The organism is Streptomyces sp. NPDC043952 (assembly GCF_056435325.1).
The window spans coordinates 59402-73876 of the sequence record NZ_JBWKES010000012.1 but is presented as its reverse complement, the minus strand read 5'-3'; the positions used below and the strand labels follow the sequence as shown (position 1 = coordinate 73876).

The 14475-nt window shown below is 72.1% G+C and carries 14 protein-coding genes; 9 read left to right on the top strand and 5 right to left on the bottom strand.

Annotation, left to right across the window (positions count from 1 at the left end; all coding sequences use genetic code 11):
* Window positions 1-3 precede the first annotated feature (3 nt).
* Window positions 4-654 (top strand): thymidine kinase, encoded by a 651-nt coding sequence (locus tag AC069R_RS16480; RefSeq protein ID WP_478767487.1) that lies wholly within the window; start codon window positions 4-6, stop codon window positions 652-654.
* 602 nt (window positions 655-1256) lie between these two features.
* Here AC069R_RS16480 and AC069R_RS16475 read toward each other — a convergent pair.
* A complete protein-coding gene (locus AC069R_RS16475) occupies window positions 1257-2048 on the bottom strand; it encodes a VOC family protein (protein WP_478767486.1) in 792 nt (263 codons plus the stop codon).
* Between the two features lie 346 nt (window positions 2049-2394).
* Here AC069R_RS16475 and AC069R_RS16470 point away from each other — a divergent pair, with 346 nt between their 5' ends.
* Window positions 2395-3246: a sulfurtransferase gene (locus AC069R_RS16470; protein ID WP_478767485.1), complete on the top strand. Its 852-nt coding sequence runs from the start codon at window positions 2395-2397 to the stop codon at window positions 3244-3246.
* Between the two features lie 69 nt (window positions 3247-3315).
* Here the strand turns inward: AC069R_RS16470 and sepH are convergent, their stop codons facing one another.
* On the bottom strand, window positions 3316-4359 hold the full coding sequence (gene sepH / locus AC069R_RS16465; RefSeq protein WP_478767484.1) for a septation protein SepH: 1044 nt from the start codon (window positions 4357-4359) through the stop codon (window positions 3316-3318).
* 480 nt (window positions 4360-4839) lie between these two features.
* Here sepH and AC069R_RS16460 point away from each other — a divergent pair, with 480 nt between their 5' ends.
* Complete coding sequence (locus AC069R_RS16460; RefSeq protein ID WP_478767483.1) at window positions 4840-5622, top strand: hypothetical protein; 783 nt, start codon at window positions 4840-4842, stop codon at window positions 5620-5622.
* Here AC069R_RS16460 and AC069R_RS16455 read toward each other — a convergent pair.
* Both AC069R_RS16455 and AC069R_RS16450 read right to left on the bottom strand, forming a co-directional pair.
* A complete protein-coding gene (locus AC069R_RS16455; RefSeq protein WP_478767482.1) occupies window positions 5546-6877 on the bottom strand; it encodes a D-arabinono-1,4-lactone oxidase in 1332 nt (443 codons plus the stop codon). The genes AC069R_RS16460 and AC069R_RS16455 overlap by 77 nt on opposite strands.
* Window positions 6825-8075: an MFS transporter gene (locus tag AC069R_RS16450; protein ID WP_478767481.1), complete on the bottom strand. Its 1251-nt coding sequence runs from the start codon at window positions 8073-8075 to the stop codon at window positions 6825-6827. Before AC069R_RS16450 ends, AC069R_RS16455 begins: the two co-directional genes overlap by 53 nt.
* A gap of 171 nt (window positions 8076-8246) precedes the next feature.
* Here AC069R_RS16450 and AC069R_RS16445 point away from each other — a divergent pair, with 171 nt between their 5' ends.
* The gene (locus AC069R_RS16445; protein ID WP_478767480.1) at window positions 8247-9374 is read left to right on the top strand and encodes a ferrochelatase; all 1128 of its coding nucleotides are present in this window, start codon (window positions 8247-8249) and stop codon (window positions 9372-9374) included.
* Window positions 9375-9382: 8 nt separating this feature from the next.
* Window positions 9383-10198 (top strand): inositol monophosphatase family protein, encoded by an 816-nt coding sequence (locus tag AC069R_RS16440; protein ID WP_478767479.1) that lies wholly within the window; start codon window positions 9383-9385, stop codon window positions 10196-10198.
* Window positions 10199-10334: 136 nt separating this feature from the next.
* Here AC069R_RS16440 and AC069R_RS16435 read toward each other — a convergent pair whose 3' ends face one another.
* A complete protein-coding gene (locus AC069R_RS16435; protein ID WP_164932606.1) occupies window positions 10335-10508 on the bottom strand; it encodes a hypothetical protein in 174 nt (57 codons plus the stop codon).
* Window positions 10509-10917: 409 nt separating this feature from the next.
* Between AC069R_RS16435 and AC069R_RS16430 the strand changes: the two genes are divergently transcribed.
* The 4 genes from AC069R_RS16430 to AC069R_RS16415 all read left to right on the top strand — a co-directional run bounded on the left by AC069R_RS16430 (window position 10918) and on the right by AC069R_RS16415 (window position 14464).
* Entirely contained in the window at window positions 10918-11571 is a 654-nt protein-coding gene (locus AC069R_RS16430) for a response regulator transcription factor (RefSeq protein WP_111580853.1), read from the top strand.
* 6 nt (window positions 11572-11577) lie between these two features.
* Entirely contained in the window at window positions 11578-12825 is a 1248-nt protein-coding gene (locus tag AC069R_RS16425; protein WP_478767478.1) for a sensor histidine kinase, read from the top strand.
* 414 nt (window positions 12826-13239) lie between these two features.
* Window positions 13240-13536 carry a DUF4193 domain-containing protein gene (locus AC069R_RS16420; RefSeq protein ID WP_037654155.1) on the top strand — a complete coding sequence of 99 codons (297 nt, stop codon included), beginning with the start codon at window positions 13240-13242 and terminating at the stop codon, window positions 13534-13536.
* Window positions 13537-13549: 13 nt separating this feature from the next.
* A complete protein-coding gene (locus AC069R_RS16415) occupies window positions 13550-14464 on the top strand; it encodes a hypothetical protein (RefSeq protein WP_478767477.1) in 915 nt (304 codons plus the stop codon).
* The last annotated feature ends 11 nt before the right edge of the window (window positions 14465-14475 follow it).

The following is a 14475-nucleotide window of genomic DNA, read 5'->3' as shown; positions in this document are numbered from 1 at the left end:
CTCATGCCCGAGCTGGTGTTCTTCTCCGGAACGATGGACTGCGGGAAGTCGACGCTGGCTCTCCAGATCGAGCACAACCGCTCCGCGCGGGGCCTGGCCGGGATGATATTCACCCGCAATGACCGCGCGGGCGCGGGCAAGCTGTCCTCGCGCCTCGGCCTGGTCACCGACGCGGTGGAGGTCGCCGACGCCCAGGACCTCTACGTGTACATCGTGGACCACCTCTCGCAGGGCGGCCGGATCGACTATGTGATCGCGGACGAGGCGCAGTTCCTCGCGCCGGTGCAGATCGACCAGCTGGCGCGCGTGGTGGACGATCTCGGCGTGGACGTCTTCGCCTTCGGCATCACCACCGACTTCCGCTCCAAGCTCTTTCCCGGCTCGCAGCGGCTGGTGGAGCTGGCCGACCGCATCGAGGTGCTCCAGGTGGAGGCGCTGTGCTGGTGCGGCGCCCGCGCCACGCACAACGCCCGTACGGTCGGTGGCCAGATGGTGGTCGAGGGCGCCCAGGTCGTCGTCGGGGACGTCAACCAGGCGGCGGGCGAGGTCGGTTACGAGGTGCTGTGCCGCCGCCACCACCGGCGCCGCATGACCGCCGCGACGGCCCGCGCGGCGGCCCTGTCCCCGGACGTCCTCCCCGTCTCCTCTCCCTGACCCCACCGGCCCCCGACCGCTGGCCGGGTCCTCCCTGCCTGCCTCCGGACCTTTCGACCGGTCGCCGGGTCTCCGGCAGCGCTTGGCGCGAGCCGGGAGCGGCCGGGCCTCCTGACCGGTCGGTGGGGCCCCCACCGCTCGCCTGGCCTCCCGGCCTGCTGCCGCGCTTCCCGGCCTGCCGCCGGACGTCCCGACCGTTCGCCGAGCCCCCCGACTGGTCGCCGGGTCTCCCGCAGTGCTTGGCGCGAGCCGGGAGCGGCCGGGCCTCCTGACCGGTCGGTGGGGCCCCCACCGCTCGCCTGGCCTCCTGGCCTGTCGCCACGCCTCCCGACCGCTCGCTGGATCCCCCACCGTTCGCCGGGCCTCCTGGCCTGCCGCCGGGCGTCCCGGCCTGCTATCTGGGCCTCCCGACCACTTGCCGAGCCCCCCATCACTCGCCGGCCGCTCGACCGCTCGCCGGGCCGCCCGGCCCTCGCTGAGCCCCCATCACTCGCCGAACCTCCCGCAGCGCTCGGCGCGAGCCGGGACCCAGCGTCCGGCGCTCAGCAGCTCAGCAGCTCAGCAGTCAGCGGCTCAGAGCTCAGCGGTCAGCGGCGCGGCGCTCAGCGTGGCTCCTGGATCACCGAGAACACCGCGCCCTCCGGGTCCGCCACCGTGGCCACCCGTCCGTGCGGGCCCTCATGGGCCGGGCGGAGGATCAGGCCGCCGAGGCCCGTCACCTGACGCAGCGTCTCCGCGATGTCGGCCACCTCGAAATAGGTCGCCCAGTACGGCCCCCGGTCCCGCGGCAGCCCGTGGCCCACGCCGTGCAGCCCGGCCACCGGGCGCCCGCCGACGCGCAGGGTCACATAGTCGAACCCGGCGGACACCACCGGCTCCATCTCGTACCCGAACACACTCGCGTAGAACTTGGCGACGCTCTCCGTCTCAAACGTCACCAGCTCGTTCCACGCGGGCGCGCCCGGCACCCCGGTGACCGCCGGGGCGAGATGCGCGGGCGCCTGCCAGATGCCGAACACCGCGCCCGAGGGGTCCGCCGCGATGGCCAGCCGCCCGGCCTCGGCCGCGTCCAGCGGGCCGACCGCCACGGTGCCCCCGCACAGCCGTACCGCCTCGGCCGTGCGGTCCACGTCGGCCGAGGCGAGATAGGGCGTCCAGGCGATCGGCAGCAGGTTCTCCGGCGGCAACTGGCCCATGCCGGCCACCTCGCGCCCGTCGAGCAACGCCCGCACGTACGGCCCGAGCTGCTGAGGGCCCGGCCGGAACTCCCAGCCGAACAGCTCTCCGTAGAACTCCTCGGTGGCGGTGAGCCGGTGCGCCATCAGACTCACCCAGCAGGGTGTGCCGGGCGCGCGCAGCGCCTGCGGACCGGCCGACTCCCGTGCCTCGGTCATCGATCACTCTCTCCCCGGCCCCTTTGTGCGGTGGCCGTGTCGCTTCCGCTTCTCCGGCAGGTGTGTGCACGCCGCCGGCGCGTACGCCCGTACCGGTGTGTCCGCATCCTCCACGGTCGCACGGCCCTGTCGTGTCGCCGCGCCGCCGGATCGGCGGTGTCTTCCGGAAGAATGCCTGGGCTGACGTCTTCCGCCGCTTTCTGACGATGTCCGACGGAGGTCCGACGCATGTTCGCCGGGTGTACGGCATGTGCTCGATCCCCTACGGCTCGTGATCGAGCCTGCCCGGCCGAGCAGAGTAGCCGCACCTGGACGCCGTGGCCACCCCTGGCGTATGCATGGCGGCATGACAGTCATCATCACCGCACCCGAACTCGCCGAAGCGCTCGCCGGCGAGGCGCCCCCGGTCCTGCTGGACGTGCGCTGGCAGTTGAGCCTGGCGAAGGCGGCGGGCGCTCCGCCCTTCGACGGCCGGGCCGAGCACGCGGCCGGGCACATCCCCGGCGCGGTCTTCGTCGACCTGGACCGGGAGTTGGCCGGGGCGCCGGGCGAGCACGGCCGCCATCCGCTGCCGGACCTCGCCGAGTTCGGCGCCGCGATGCGCCGCGCGGGCGTGTCGGCGAGCCGTCCGGTCGTCGTGTACGACGGCGGGCAGGGCTGGGCCGCCGCCCGCGCGTGGTGGATGCTGCACTGGACGGGTCACCCGGACGTGCGGGTCCTCGACGGCGGGTTGCCGTCCTGGACGGGGGAGTTGTCCACCGAGGTGCCCGATCCGGCCGAGGGCGACTTCGTGCCGGTGCCGGCCGCGGACGGTCTGCTGGACGCGGACGCAGCCGCCGAACTGGCCCGTACGGGTGTGCTGCTGGACGCCCGCGCGGGGGAGCGGTACCGGGGCGAGGTGGAGCCCGTGGACCGGGTCGGTGGGCACATCCCCGGCGCGGTCTCGGCGCCGACCACGGAAAATGTGGGCCCCGACGGCCGCTTCCTGCCCGCGGTCGAGCTGAAGGACCGCTTCAAGGCCCTCGGAATCTCCTCCGACGCGCCGGTGGGCGTCTACTGCGGCTCGGGCGTGTCCGGCGCCCATGAGGTGCTGGCCCTCGCGGTGGCGGGCATCCCGGCGGCCCTGTACGTGGGTTCGTGGTCGGAGTGGTCCGCGGACCCCTCCCGGCCGGTGGCGGTGGGCGCCGACCCGCAGTAGCCGCCAGGGCGGCGCGGAAGAGGGGCGGAACACCTGGGTGTCCCGCCCCTCTTGGCGTCGTACGACGGTTTACTCCTGCTTCTTGCGGCGGGTGCCGAACACGATCTCGTCCCAGCTCGGGACGGCCGCGCGGCGGCCGGGGCGCACTCCGTCGGCCTCGGCCTGGCGGTCCGTGGCGCCGGTCAGCCGGTCGCGGTGGCTGCCGACCGAGCGGGGCATGAGGACGTCCGCGTAGGCCGAGCCGGCCGAGGCGGCGGGCGCCGGCGGCTCCTCCACCGCGGCCTCCTCGTCGGGCTCGTCCGGGCTCTCCGGGGAGCGCTCCGGCACCACCATGTCGCCGCGGAACGACGGCACCGCCTCCAACAGGCTGGTCAGCGAGTCCCGTTCGCCGGTGGTCTCCTCGGCGGGCTCGGCCGACTGCGCGGGCAGGCTCGGCCGCTCGCGGTCGGTCTGCCGGTCGAGGGCGCGGTCCATCGAGCGCTCGCGCGGCAGCCGGGCGATGCGCGGGACGAACGGGAAGCTCGGCTCCGGTACGGCGAGGTCGTCGGACTCGCCGATCAGCGAGCGCGCCTCGTCGTCCACGGCCTGGACCAGCCGCCGGGGCGGGTCGTACGTCCAGCTCGCCGAGTGCGGTTCGCCCGCGACCCGGTAGACGAGCAGCACCTCCCAGGTGCCGTCGTCGCGGCGCCAGGAGTCCCACTGCACGGTGTCCTTCTCGGCGCCGCGCAGCAACAGCCGTTCCTGGACGGCCTCGCCGAGCAGCGGTCCCGAGTTCTCGCCGGGGCGGCGGACGGGGGTCTTGCGGGCCCGCTCGGCCATGAAGGCGCGCTCGGCCAGCACCGGCCCCTCGAAGCGCCGCACCCGGTCGACGGGGATGCCCGCGAGCTGTGCGACCTCTTCCGCGGTGGCACCGGCTCGTATCCGCGCCTGGATGTCACGGGGGCGCAGATGGCTCTCGACCTCGATCTCGATCTGGCCGAGACGCGGCCGGTCTCCGCGCACGGCGGCGCGCAGCCGCTCGTCGATCGGAAGCGTGTACTCCGTAGAGTCGGCAGCCTTCAGCACCAGCCGTGTGCCGTCATTCGAGACGGCCACGACACGCAGTTCGGGCATGGGGACCTCCCGGGTGGTGCCTGCCGACGTCACGTGCGTCGCTGCTTCCGCTAGTCGAGTGTGGCCTGCCCGGGTGCAGCCTGCCACAACCTTGCCGAGTTGCCCGGCGTGTCGGGCGCGGGCCCTGGGTCGCCGTTATGGCACGTTTACCAGTTCGCCACGCTAAGTGACCGAGTCTGTCACCCTGTGCAACTAGCCCCCTCCCGGCGGTCCTTGGTGGCCGCGGACACCCTGGTGGGAGGCCGGACCCAGGGCTCGCAACAGTACTCCATTCGGGCCACGTGCGTGGATTGGCGCGCCGCCCAACTTCCGGCAAGGGGCGACTCCGGGCCGCGCGCAACCGGTTTTGTGGATCATGAACGTGGCGAAGTTCACGCAATCCCCGGAAACGGAACTATCGGTTTCGCGTATACGTCCCTATCCCGTGCGATCAGTACCCCGATGTCGATCAAGTACGGGAAAGGCAGGCAAGTTCCGGGTATGCGCGAAACACCCGATGCGGAGCGGAAGCGGATCGACCTGAGCGTCGCGCAGGTGGCCGGCAGCGCCCTCGCGGCCGTCATCGCGGCGAAGCTGGCCTCCTCCTTCGGCGTGTACGGCACGATCCTCGGCGCCGGTGTCGTCAGCGTGATCGCCACCTGCGGCGGCTCCCTCTTCCAGCACTTCTTCCGGCGGACCGGGGAGCAGTTGCGGGTGGTGAAGAACCCGGCCGCCGCGTCCCCGGCGCAGCACCCGCCCGCCGAGGGCGAGTTCTCCGCCGGCACCGTCTACCGCGCGCGGGTCAAGAGCTGGCGGCGTCCGCTGGTCGCGGCCGCTCTCGTGTTCGGGGTGACGATGGGTGGCATCACGACGTACGAACTGGTGTCAGGCAGCAGCTTCAGCGGCGGTACCGGTACGACGGTCGGCGACGCCGTCGGCGGCCGGGGTTCCGGCGTCCACCGGACGGACGACCCCGGCCGGCTTCCCCCGCGCACCTCCCCGAGCGGCGGCGCCGCGTCCGACACCGGCACCCCGGCTCCGGGTTCCAGCACGGACCCGTCGACCGGCTCGGGCGCTGGCACCGGCACCGGCTCCGGCGGCGGTACGGCGGACTCCTCGTCGCCCGCCCCGAGCGCCTCGCCCGACGGGAAGGACGGCGGGGACCAGGCCTCCCCGGCCCCCACACCCAGCGGCTCCGCCGGGGCGGCTACGACCCCAGCACCCTCCGCAAGTAGTCGTTCCGGAACAGACGTTCCGGGTCCAGACGGTCCCGCAACGCCGTGAACTCGGCGAACCGCGGATACACCCGCGCGAGGTACTCCGCGTCCCGTGTGTGCACCTTCCCCCAGTGCGGCCGGCCCTCGTGCGCGGTGAAGATGCGCTCGGCGGCGGTGAAGTACGACTGGTACGGCGTGCCCCGGTACATGTGGACGGCGATGTAGGCGCTGTCCCGGCCCGAGGCGGTGGACAGGGTGATGTCGTCGGCCGGGGCGGTGCGCACCTCCACCGGGAAGCTGACGCGCAGGCCCGAGCGCTCCACCATGGCCTTCAGCTCGCGCAGCGTCTCCACCAGGGCCGCGCGCGGCACGGCGTACTCCATCTCCACGAACCGCACCCGGCGCGGCGAGGTGAAGACCTTGTACGGGATGTCGGTGTACGTCCGCGCGGACAGCACCCTGCTGGAGACCTTCGCGATGCCGGGGATGCTCGCGGGCGCCGCCCGGCCGACCCACTGGGTCACCTGGAAGAGGCCGTTGGAGAGGAACTCGTCCTCGAACCAGCCGGACAGCTGCCCGAGGGGTCGCTCGGGGCCCGCGCTGCGGTTGTTGCGCTTGGTGTTGGTGTTGCCGGTGTGCGGGAACCAGTAGAACTCGAAGTGCTCGTTCTCCGCCCAGAGTTGATCGAACTCGGCCAGGACCCGGTCCAGGGGCATGGGCTCCTCGCGCGCCGTGAGCAGGAACAGCGGCTCCACGGCGAAGGTGATCGCGGTGACGATGCCGAGCGCGCCGAGCCCCAGCCGGGCGGCGGCGAAGACCTCCGGGTGCTCCGTAGCGGAGCAGGTGAGCACCGAGCCGTCCGCCGTGACGAGTTCGAGGCCCTTGATCTGGGCGGCGAGGGAGGCGGAGTCGCGGCCCGTGCCATGGGTGCCGGTGCTGGTCGCCCCGGAGACCGTCTGCTCCATGATGTCGCCCATGTTGGTGAGCGACAGACCCTCGCGCGCCAGCGCCGCATTGAGTCGCTTGAGCGGGGTGCCCGCCTCGACCGTGACCGTCATGGCATCCCGGTCGATGGTGCGTATACCGGTCAACAGTTGAGGGCGTATCAACAGACCGTCGGTGGCCGCGATCGAGGTGAAGGAGTGCCCGGTGCCGACGGCCTTCACCGCCAGCCCGTCCTCCCGCGCCCGCCGCACCGCCGCCGCCAGTTCCCCGACCGAGGCCGGCGCGACCTGCCGGGCGGGCCGGGCTGCGATGTTCCCGCCCCAGTTACGCCATGTGCCGTTCGCGCCGCTCGTCTTCCCGTTCGCCGTGCTGCTCAACGGTTCCTCCCCGACCCGCGGCCGGCCTGCGCAGCCGGCGGTACCCGAGGAAACCGACCACGACCGCGACGGCCCCGGAGAGCACCGGGACCCCGTACCCGGCGCGCGCCCCGGCGGCGTCGATCACCGAGCCGGCCAGCGAGGAACCGAGCGCCACGCCGACCGCGAGGCCGGTGCTCACCCAGGTCATGCCCTCGGTGAGCTGCGCGCGAGGTACGTGCTTTTCGATGAGGGACATCGTCGTGATCATCGTCGGTGCGATGGACAGCCCCGCAACGAACAGCGCCACGGCCAGAAGCGGCAGGTTTCCGACCAGTAGGAGGGGGATCATACTCACGGCCATGGCGGCCACGCCCAGGAGCCAGCGGCGCTCCGCCGACCCGGAGAGCCGCAGCAGCCCGAAGACCGCGCCGGCCAGGCAGGAACCGGCCGCGTACAGGGCGAGCACCACGCTCGCGGCGCCCTTGTGGCCGCGTTCGTCGGCGAAGGCCACCGTGACCACGTCCACCGAGCCGAAGATCGCACCGGTCGCCACGAAGGTCGCCACCAGCACCTGGAGCCCCGGCGAGCGCAGCGCGGTGCCCCCGCCGTGCCGCTCGCCCGGATGCGGCTGCGGCTCGGTGGCGCGCTGGGCGGTCAGCCAGCACACGCCGGCCGCCAGGAAGAGGGCGGCGAGCAGGGGGCCGGCCTCCGGGAACCAGACCGTGCACAGGCCGATGGAGATGATCGGCCCGAAGACGAAGCAGATCTCGTCCATAACCGACTCGAACGAGTAGGCGGTGTGCAGCTTGGGCGTGCCCCGGTACAGGGCGGCCCAGCGGGCCCGGATCATCGCGCCCAGGCTCGGCACCGCGCCGATTCCGGCGGCGCAGGTGAACAGCACCCAGTCCGGCCACCGGAAGTGCGCGGCCAGCAGCAGCCCGGCGGCCGCGGCGAGCGCCACCAGGGTGGCCGGGCGCAGCACCCGGCTCTGCCCGTGCCGGTCCACCAGCCGGGAGACCTGGGGCCCGAGCACCGCCGCGGACAGCGCGATGGTGGCCGACAGCGCGCCCGCGAGCCCGTAGCGCCCGGTGAGCTGGGAGATCATCGTGACCACGCCGATGCCCATCATGGACAGCGGCATCCGGCCGAGGAGCCCCGCGGCCGAGAAGGCCTTGGTGCCGGGCACGTCGAAGAGGGCTCTGTAGGGGCTGGGCACGTGGTCTCCGAGGCGGTCCGTAAGGCGCGAATGCGGTGGATACAGCTTACGAGTTAGGGGACCCTAAGTGCACTCGGTTTCGGCTGGGGAAATTTCGGTATAAACCCGCTGGATCTCGACTCTTCATCCCGCGGTTGCCGCGCTGTCGGTACCGGGTGGCAGGATCGAGACATGCCAGACGCGCTCGATGCCACCCCGTACGACGCCCTGCTCCTGCTCTCCTTCGGCGGCCCCGAAGGCCCCGACGACGTGGTCCCCTTCCTGGAGAACGTCACCCGCGGGCGCGGCATCCCGAGGGAACGCCTGAAGGAAGTCGGACAGCACTACTTCCAGTTCGGCGGAATCAGCCCCATCAACGGCCAGAACCGCGCCCTCCTGAAGGCCCTGCGCGAGGACTTCGCCGAGCACAACCTCGATCTGCCGGTCTACTGGGGCAACCGCAACTGGGCGCCGTACCTGACCGACACCCTGCGCGAGATGGTCGCCGACGGCCGCCGCCGCATCCTGGTCCTCGCCACCAGCGCCTACGCCTCCTACTCCGGCTGCCGCCAGTACCGCGAGAACCTCGCCGACGCGCTGTCCGCCCTCCAGGCGGAGGGCCTGGAGCTGCCGAGGGTCGACAAGCTGCGGCACTACTTCAACCACCCCGGCTTCGTCGAGCCCATGATCGACGGCGTGCTGCGCTCCCTCGCCGACCTCCCCGAGGACGTCCGCGACGGCGCCCACATCGCCTTCAGCACCCACTCCATCCCCACGGCCGCCGCCGACACCTCCGGCCCTGTCGAGGCCCACGGCGAGGGCGGCGCCTATGTCGAGGAGCACCTGGAGGTGGCCCAGCTGATCGCCGACGCCGTCCGCGAGCGCACCGGCGTGGACCATCCCTGGCGCCTCGTCTACCAGTCCCGCTCCGGCGCCCCGCACGTCCCGTGGCTGGAGCCCGACATCTGCGACCACCTGGAGGAGCGGCACGCGGCCGGCGTCCCGGCCGTCGTCATGGCCCCCATCGGCTTCGTCTCCGACCACATGGAGGTCCTGTACGACCTCGACACCGAGGCCACCGCCAAGGCGCGGGAACTGGGCCTGCCGGTGCGCCGCTCGGCCACCGTGGGCGCCGACCCCCGGTTCGCCGCCGCCGTGCGCGAGCTGATCCTGGAGCGCGCCGCCGTCGAGCGCGGCCAGGACATCACCCCGTGTGCCCTGGGCACCCTGGGCGCGAGCCACCACCTCTGCCCGGTCGGCTGCTGCCCCGCCCGGACGCCCCGCCCGGCCGCCGCCGGCGCCGACAGCCCCTACGCGTGAGGAGACCCGTGACCGACGCCCTGCACCAGGACCTGCTGCGGCTGGCCCGCGAGGCCGCACGCCGCGCCGGCGAGCTGCTGCGGGACGGCCGCCCGGCCGACCTCGCGGTGGCACGGACCAAGTCCAGCCCGATCGACGTCGTCACCGAGATGGACATCGCGGCCGAGAAGCTGATCACCGATCTGATCTCCGGGCAGCGCCCCGACGACGGCTTCCTCGGCGAGGAGGGCGCGTCCGCCGCCGGTACCAGCGGCGTCCGCTGGGTGATCGACCCGCTCGACGGCACCGTGAACTACCTCTACGGGCTGCCCACCTGGGCGGTGTCCATCGCCGCCGAACAGGACGGCGAGACCGTCGCCGGGGTCGTCGCGGCCCCGATGCGCGGCGAGACGTACCACGCGGTGCGCGGCGGCGGCGCCTGGGCCACCAGCGCGTGGGAGGGCGAACGGGCGCTCGCCTGCCGCCCCGCGCCCCCGCTGGACCAGGCGCTCGTCTCCACCGGCTTCAATTACGTCACCGAGGTGCGGGCCCACCAGGCCGAGGTGGCCGCCCGGATCGTCCCGCTGGTCCGGGACATCCGGCGGGGCGGCTCCGCGGCCATCGACCTGTGCGACGTGGCCTGCGGCCGGCTCGACGGCTACTACGAGCGCGGACTGAACCCGTGGGACTACGCGGCGGGGGACCTCATCGCCCGTGAGGCGGGCGCCCTGACCGGTGGACGGCCCGCACAGGCCCCCTCACGGGAGCTGACGGTCGCCGGGACACCGGGCGTCTTCGAGCCCCTCCAGGGGCTGCTGGAGGACTTCGGCGCCTGGCACGACTGACGGCCCACGCGGGATCGCTCCGGATCGCCCTCCGGACGACGCGAAAGGACCCCGGCGCTGGATTCGCCGGGGTCCCTTCGCGTGCCGGTGCCGTGCCTGTGCGTTCGGGCGGATCGGAGCCTGTGCTCCGGGCGGATCAGACGCGGGTCGCGCCGACCTCCACGCCGTGTTCGGCGGCGAGGCGGCGCAGGTCGTCCAGCTCTGCCTGCTCCACCTCCACGAGGAAGTCGTCGCCCTCGTCACGGGCCCGCGACAGGTCGGACTCGGTCGTCTTTATGCGCTGGAGGAGTCCTGCGGTGAAAGCGTCCATGCTGCGCCCCCTCGTCCTGGGTCGGTGGGTCGGTGGCACGGGGGTGTGCCGTGGGAAAGGACGATCACGTCTCGCAGATGCCCGGCGCGCCCGGCCGGGCGGCTACGGTGCCGGACACCCGCGCCCGCCCTGCACAAGCGGATCGCGTGATACCGCATGGTGCTGCGGCACATGCAGAGCGTGATCGCGGGGTGTAAACCCGTCCTCCCCCCGCTTCCGATCCGGGAAACCTCGGCGGCGGAGAAAATCTCGTATTCCCGCTCCAGGTCGCCCGTCCCTGCGGCCGGACCCCGCTTACAGCCGACTTATGGCCGAAAAGGGCAGGATGGAGGTCACACTCCACGAACACCCCTGCCCGCGCCCGCGCCCCGGAAGCGCTACGCGGGTGGACACAGGAAGGACAAGGGACGTGCGCGTACTCGTCGTCGAGGACGAGCAGCTGCTCGCCGATGCGGTGGCCACCGGACTGCGCCGGGAGGCCATGGCCGTCGACGTCGTGTACGACGGTGCGGCCGCCCTGGAGCGCATCGGCGTCAACGACTACGACGTGGTCGTCCTCGACCGCGACCTCCCGCTCGTGCACGGCGACGACGTCTGCCGCAAGATCGTCGAGCTGGGCATGCCCACCCGCGTGCTCATGCTCACCGCCTCCGGTGACGTCAGCGACCGCGTGGAGGGCCTGGAGATCGGGGCCGACGACTATCTGCCCAAGCCGTTCGCGTTCAGCGAGCTGATCGCCCGCGTGCGCGCCCTCGGCCGCCGCACCAGCATGCCCCTGCCGCCGGTCCTGGAGCGCGCCGGCATCAAACTGGACCCCAACCGCCGCGAGGTGTTCCGCGACGGCAAGGAGGTCCAGCTCGCGCCCAAGGAGTTCGCGGTCCTGGAGGTCCTGATGCGCAGCGAGGGCGCGGTCGTCTCGGCGGAACAGCTGCTGGAGAAGGCCTGGGACGAGAACACCGACCCGTTCACCAACGTGGTCCGGGTGACGGTCATGACCCTGCGCCGCAAGCTCGGCGAGCCCCCCGTGATCGTCACCGTGCCCGGCTCCGGCTACCGGATCTGACCGGCCATGGCCACGACCCCCGCGCATCCGCAGGCGCCCCCGAAGCCCACCTGGGACCCCCGGCGCCCCCAGCCGCCCCTGCCCTGGCTGCGGCCCACCATCCGCATACGGCTCACGCTGCTGTACGGCGGCATGTTCCTGATCGCCGGCATCCTGCTGCTGTCTATCATCTACCTGCTCGCCGCGCAGGCCATCAGCACCGGCAACCAGCCGCTGTTCAAAATCGTCAGCTTCCAGGAGCTGAAGGTCTCCAGCGACAACTGCCCCGCGATCAACACCACCAGCCTGCCGCTGGCGGACTTCAACGACGCGATCAGCCGGTGCGTGGACCACCAGCGCCAGGCCGCCCTGGACAACCTGCTCAGCCGCTCCCTGCTGGCCCTGCTGGGCCTCGCCGTGATCGCCTTCGCGTTCGGGTACGCGATGGCCGGCCGGGTGCTGTCCCCGCTCGGCCGGATCACCCGCACCGCCCGCGCGGTGGCCGGCTCCGACCTGTCCCGCCGGATCGAGCTGGACGGCCCGGACGACGAGCTCAAGGAGCTGGCGGACACCTTCGACGAGATGCTGGAGCGCCTCCAGCGGGCCTTCACCGCCCAGCAGCGCTTCGTCGGCAACGCCTCGCACGAACTGCGCACCCCGCTCGCGATCAACCGCACGCTCCTGGAGGTGCACCTCTCCGATCCGGGCGCGCCGGTGGAGCTCCAGCAGCTCGGCAAGACCCTGCTGGCCACCAATGAGCGCAGCGAGCAGCTGGTGGAGGGCCTGCTGCTGCTCGCCCGCAGCGACAACCAGATCGTGGAGCGTAAACCGGTCGACCTGGCCGAGGTCGCCTCCCAGGCCATCGACCAGGTGCGCACCGAGGCGGAGGCCAAGGGCGTGGAGATCCGCGGCGAGCGCAAACCCGCCGTGGTGCAGGGAAACGGCGTGCTCCTGGAGCGGATCGCGCTGAACCTCGTACAGAACGCCGTGCGGTACAACGTGGCCGAGGCGGGATGGGTCGAGGTGGACACCGAGATCCAGCACGGACAGGCGGTGCTCACCGTCTCGAACGCCGGTCCGGTGGTGCCGGCGTACGAGATCGACAACCTCTTCGAGCCCTTCAGACGGCTGCGCACCGAGCGCACGGGCAGCGACAAGGGCGTCGGCCTCGGGCTGTCCATCGTGCGGTCCGTGGCCAGGGCGCACGGCGGACACATCGTGGCGCGGCCCCGCGAGGGCGGTGGCCTCGTGATGCGTGTGACACTTCCGCTGTGATCCACCGCCCGATCTGTCACCTGATCCATCGACACACGCGGGAGATGTTCGCTTCACGCGGAATTTTCCAGAGGCCGAATGGGCTTGTGTCTGTGTGATCGATCACATGGACGGATTTCCGGCCATGTACTGTCAGTGATCCTGACAGGGGACAGAAAGCCTGAAAAGTCCTGGTTTTCAGGGCTCTTGATCACGGGAAGTACACGATGAGGCGCCTTTGAGGTGCGGTATTCGAAGCGTGTACGGTCCTCACCGCCATCCAAGCCGATCACTCTTGAGGGATCGGGTTGGGTGTCGATTGAGTAACAGCCCTTGATGTGAGGCAAAATCTCCGCCTCAGGTCGGGCACAAGTCCGGCCTCTCACGCGTTACGTGCGCTGGAGACACCGCAGACACCCAGAGGGGGAGAGCGATATGGCAACCGACTACGACACTCCACGCAAGACCGACGATGACGTCGACTCGGACAGCCTGGAGGAGCTGAAGGCTCGACGGAACGACAAGACCACCTCCGCGGTGGACGTCGACGAGTTCGAGGCCGCCGAGGGCCTGGAACTGCCCGGAGCGGACCTCTCGAACGAAGAGCTGGCCGTCCGGGTCCTGCCCAAGCAGCAGGACGAGTTCACCTGCATGAGCTGCTTCCTGGTGCACCACCGCAGCCAGCTGGCCCGCGAGAAGAACGGTCAGCCGATCTGCCGCGACTGCGACTGAGGACGGGTCGGCCATGACTGGCTCGACCCCTCCCCGGAAGCGCCGCTTCCCCCTGCGGAAAGCGGACCAAGGGCCGCTCGACGACCCACTCGGCGCGCGTGACGACGAGCGTGGCTCCCCGGACGCGGGAGCCCCGCTCGAACCGACGGCGGACCGGGCCGACCGCCCGGCGCCCAAGCGGCGTCCCGTGCCCATCGCCAGGCGACAGGCACGGGTCATCGGCGGCAAGGCCCGGACGCTCGCCCGGGAAGGCGCCCGCAGGAGCGGCGACCGCGCTCGTGCGGGCCTGGCGTACCTCGCGGACCGTGTCATCGACATCGCCCCGCGGGTGCCCGTACGCGACCTCGCGACCCTGCGCAGTCAGTTCCCCGGTCTCGGACCCGAGGAGCTGGCCGACAAGCTGGTGGCGGGCGCCGCGGCCGGCACCTCGACCATCGGGGCCGGGGTCGGTGCGGCGGCGATGCTGCCCGTGCCACCCGCCCTGCCGACCGAACTGGCCACGGAGATCACCGGGGTCGCTGCGGTCGAACTGAAACTCATCGCGGAACTGCACGAGGTCTACGGCGTCCGCCCGCCCGGCAGCCTCAAGGTCCGCGGCACCGCGTACCTGTCCTCCTGGTCGGGGGAGCGCGGCGTCGACGTGACGAAGCCGTCGACGTACGACGCGGCCCTCGGCGGCCGCATGAAGCGCGAACTGCGCCAGCAGATCATGAAGCGGATGGTGCGGGACATGCCCACACTGATGCCGTTCATGGTGGGCGCCGCGGTCGGGGCGGTCCTGAACCGCCGGGACACCAGAAGACTCGCGGCCCGCGTCCGCGCCGACCTGCGCAAGATCCAGGTGCCCTGGGAGGAGCTGGAGCAGCTGCCGCCCCTGGAGCAGCCTGCGAAGCCCCTGAGACTGCGCGGTCCGCACAAGGGGTCCTGACCCACGCCGGG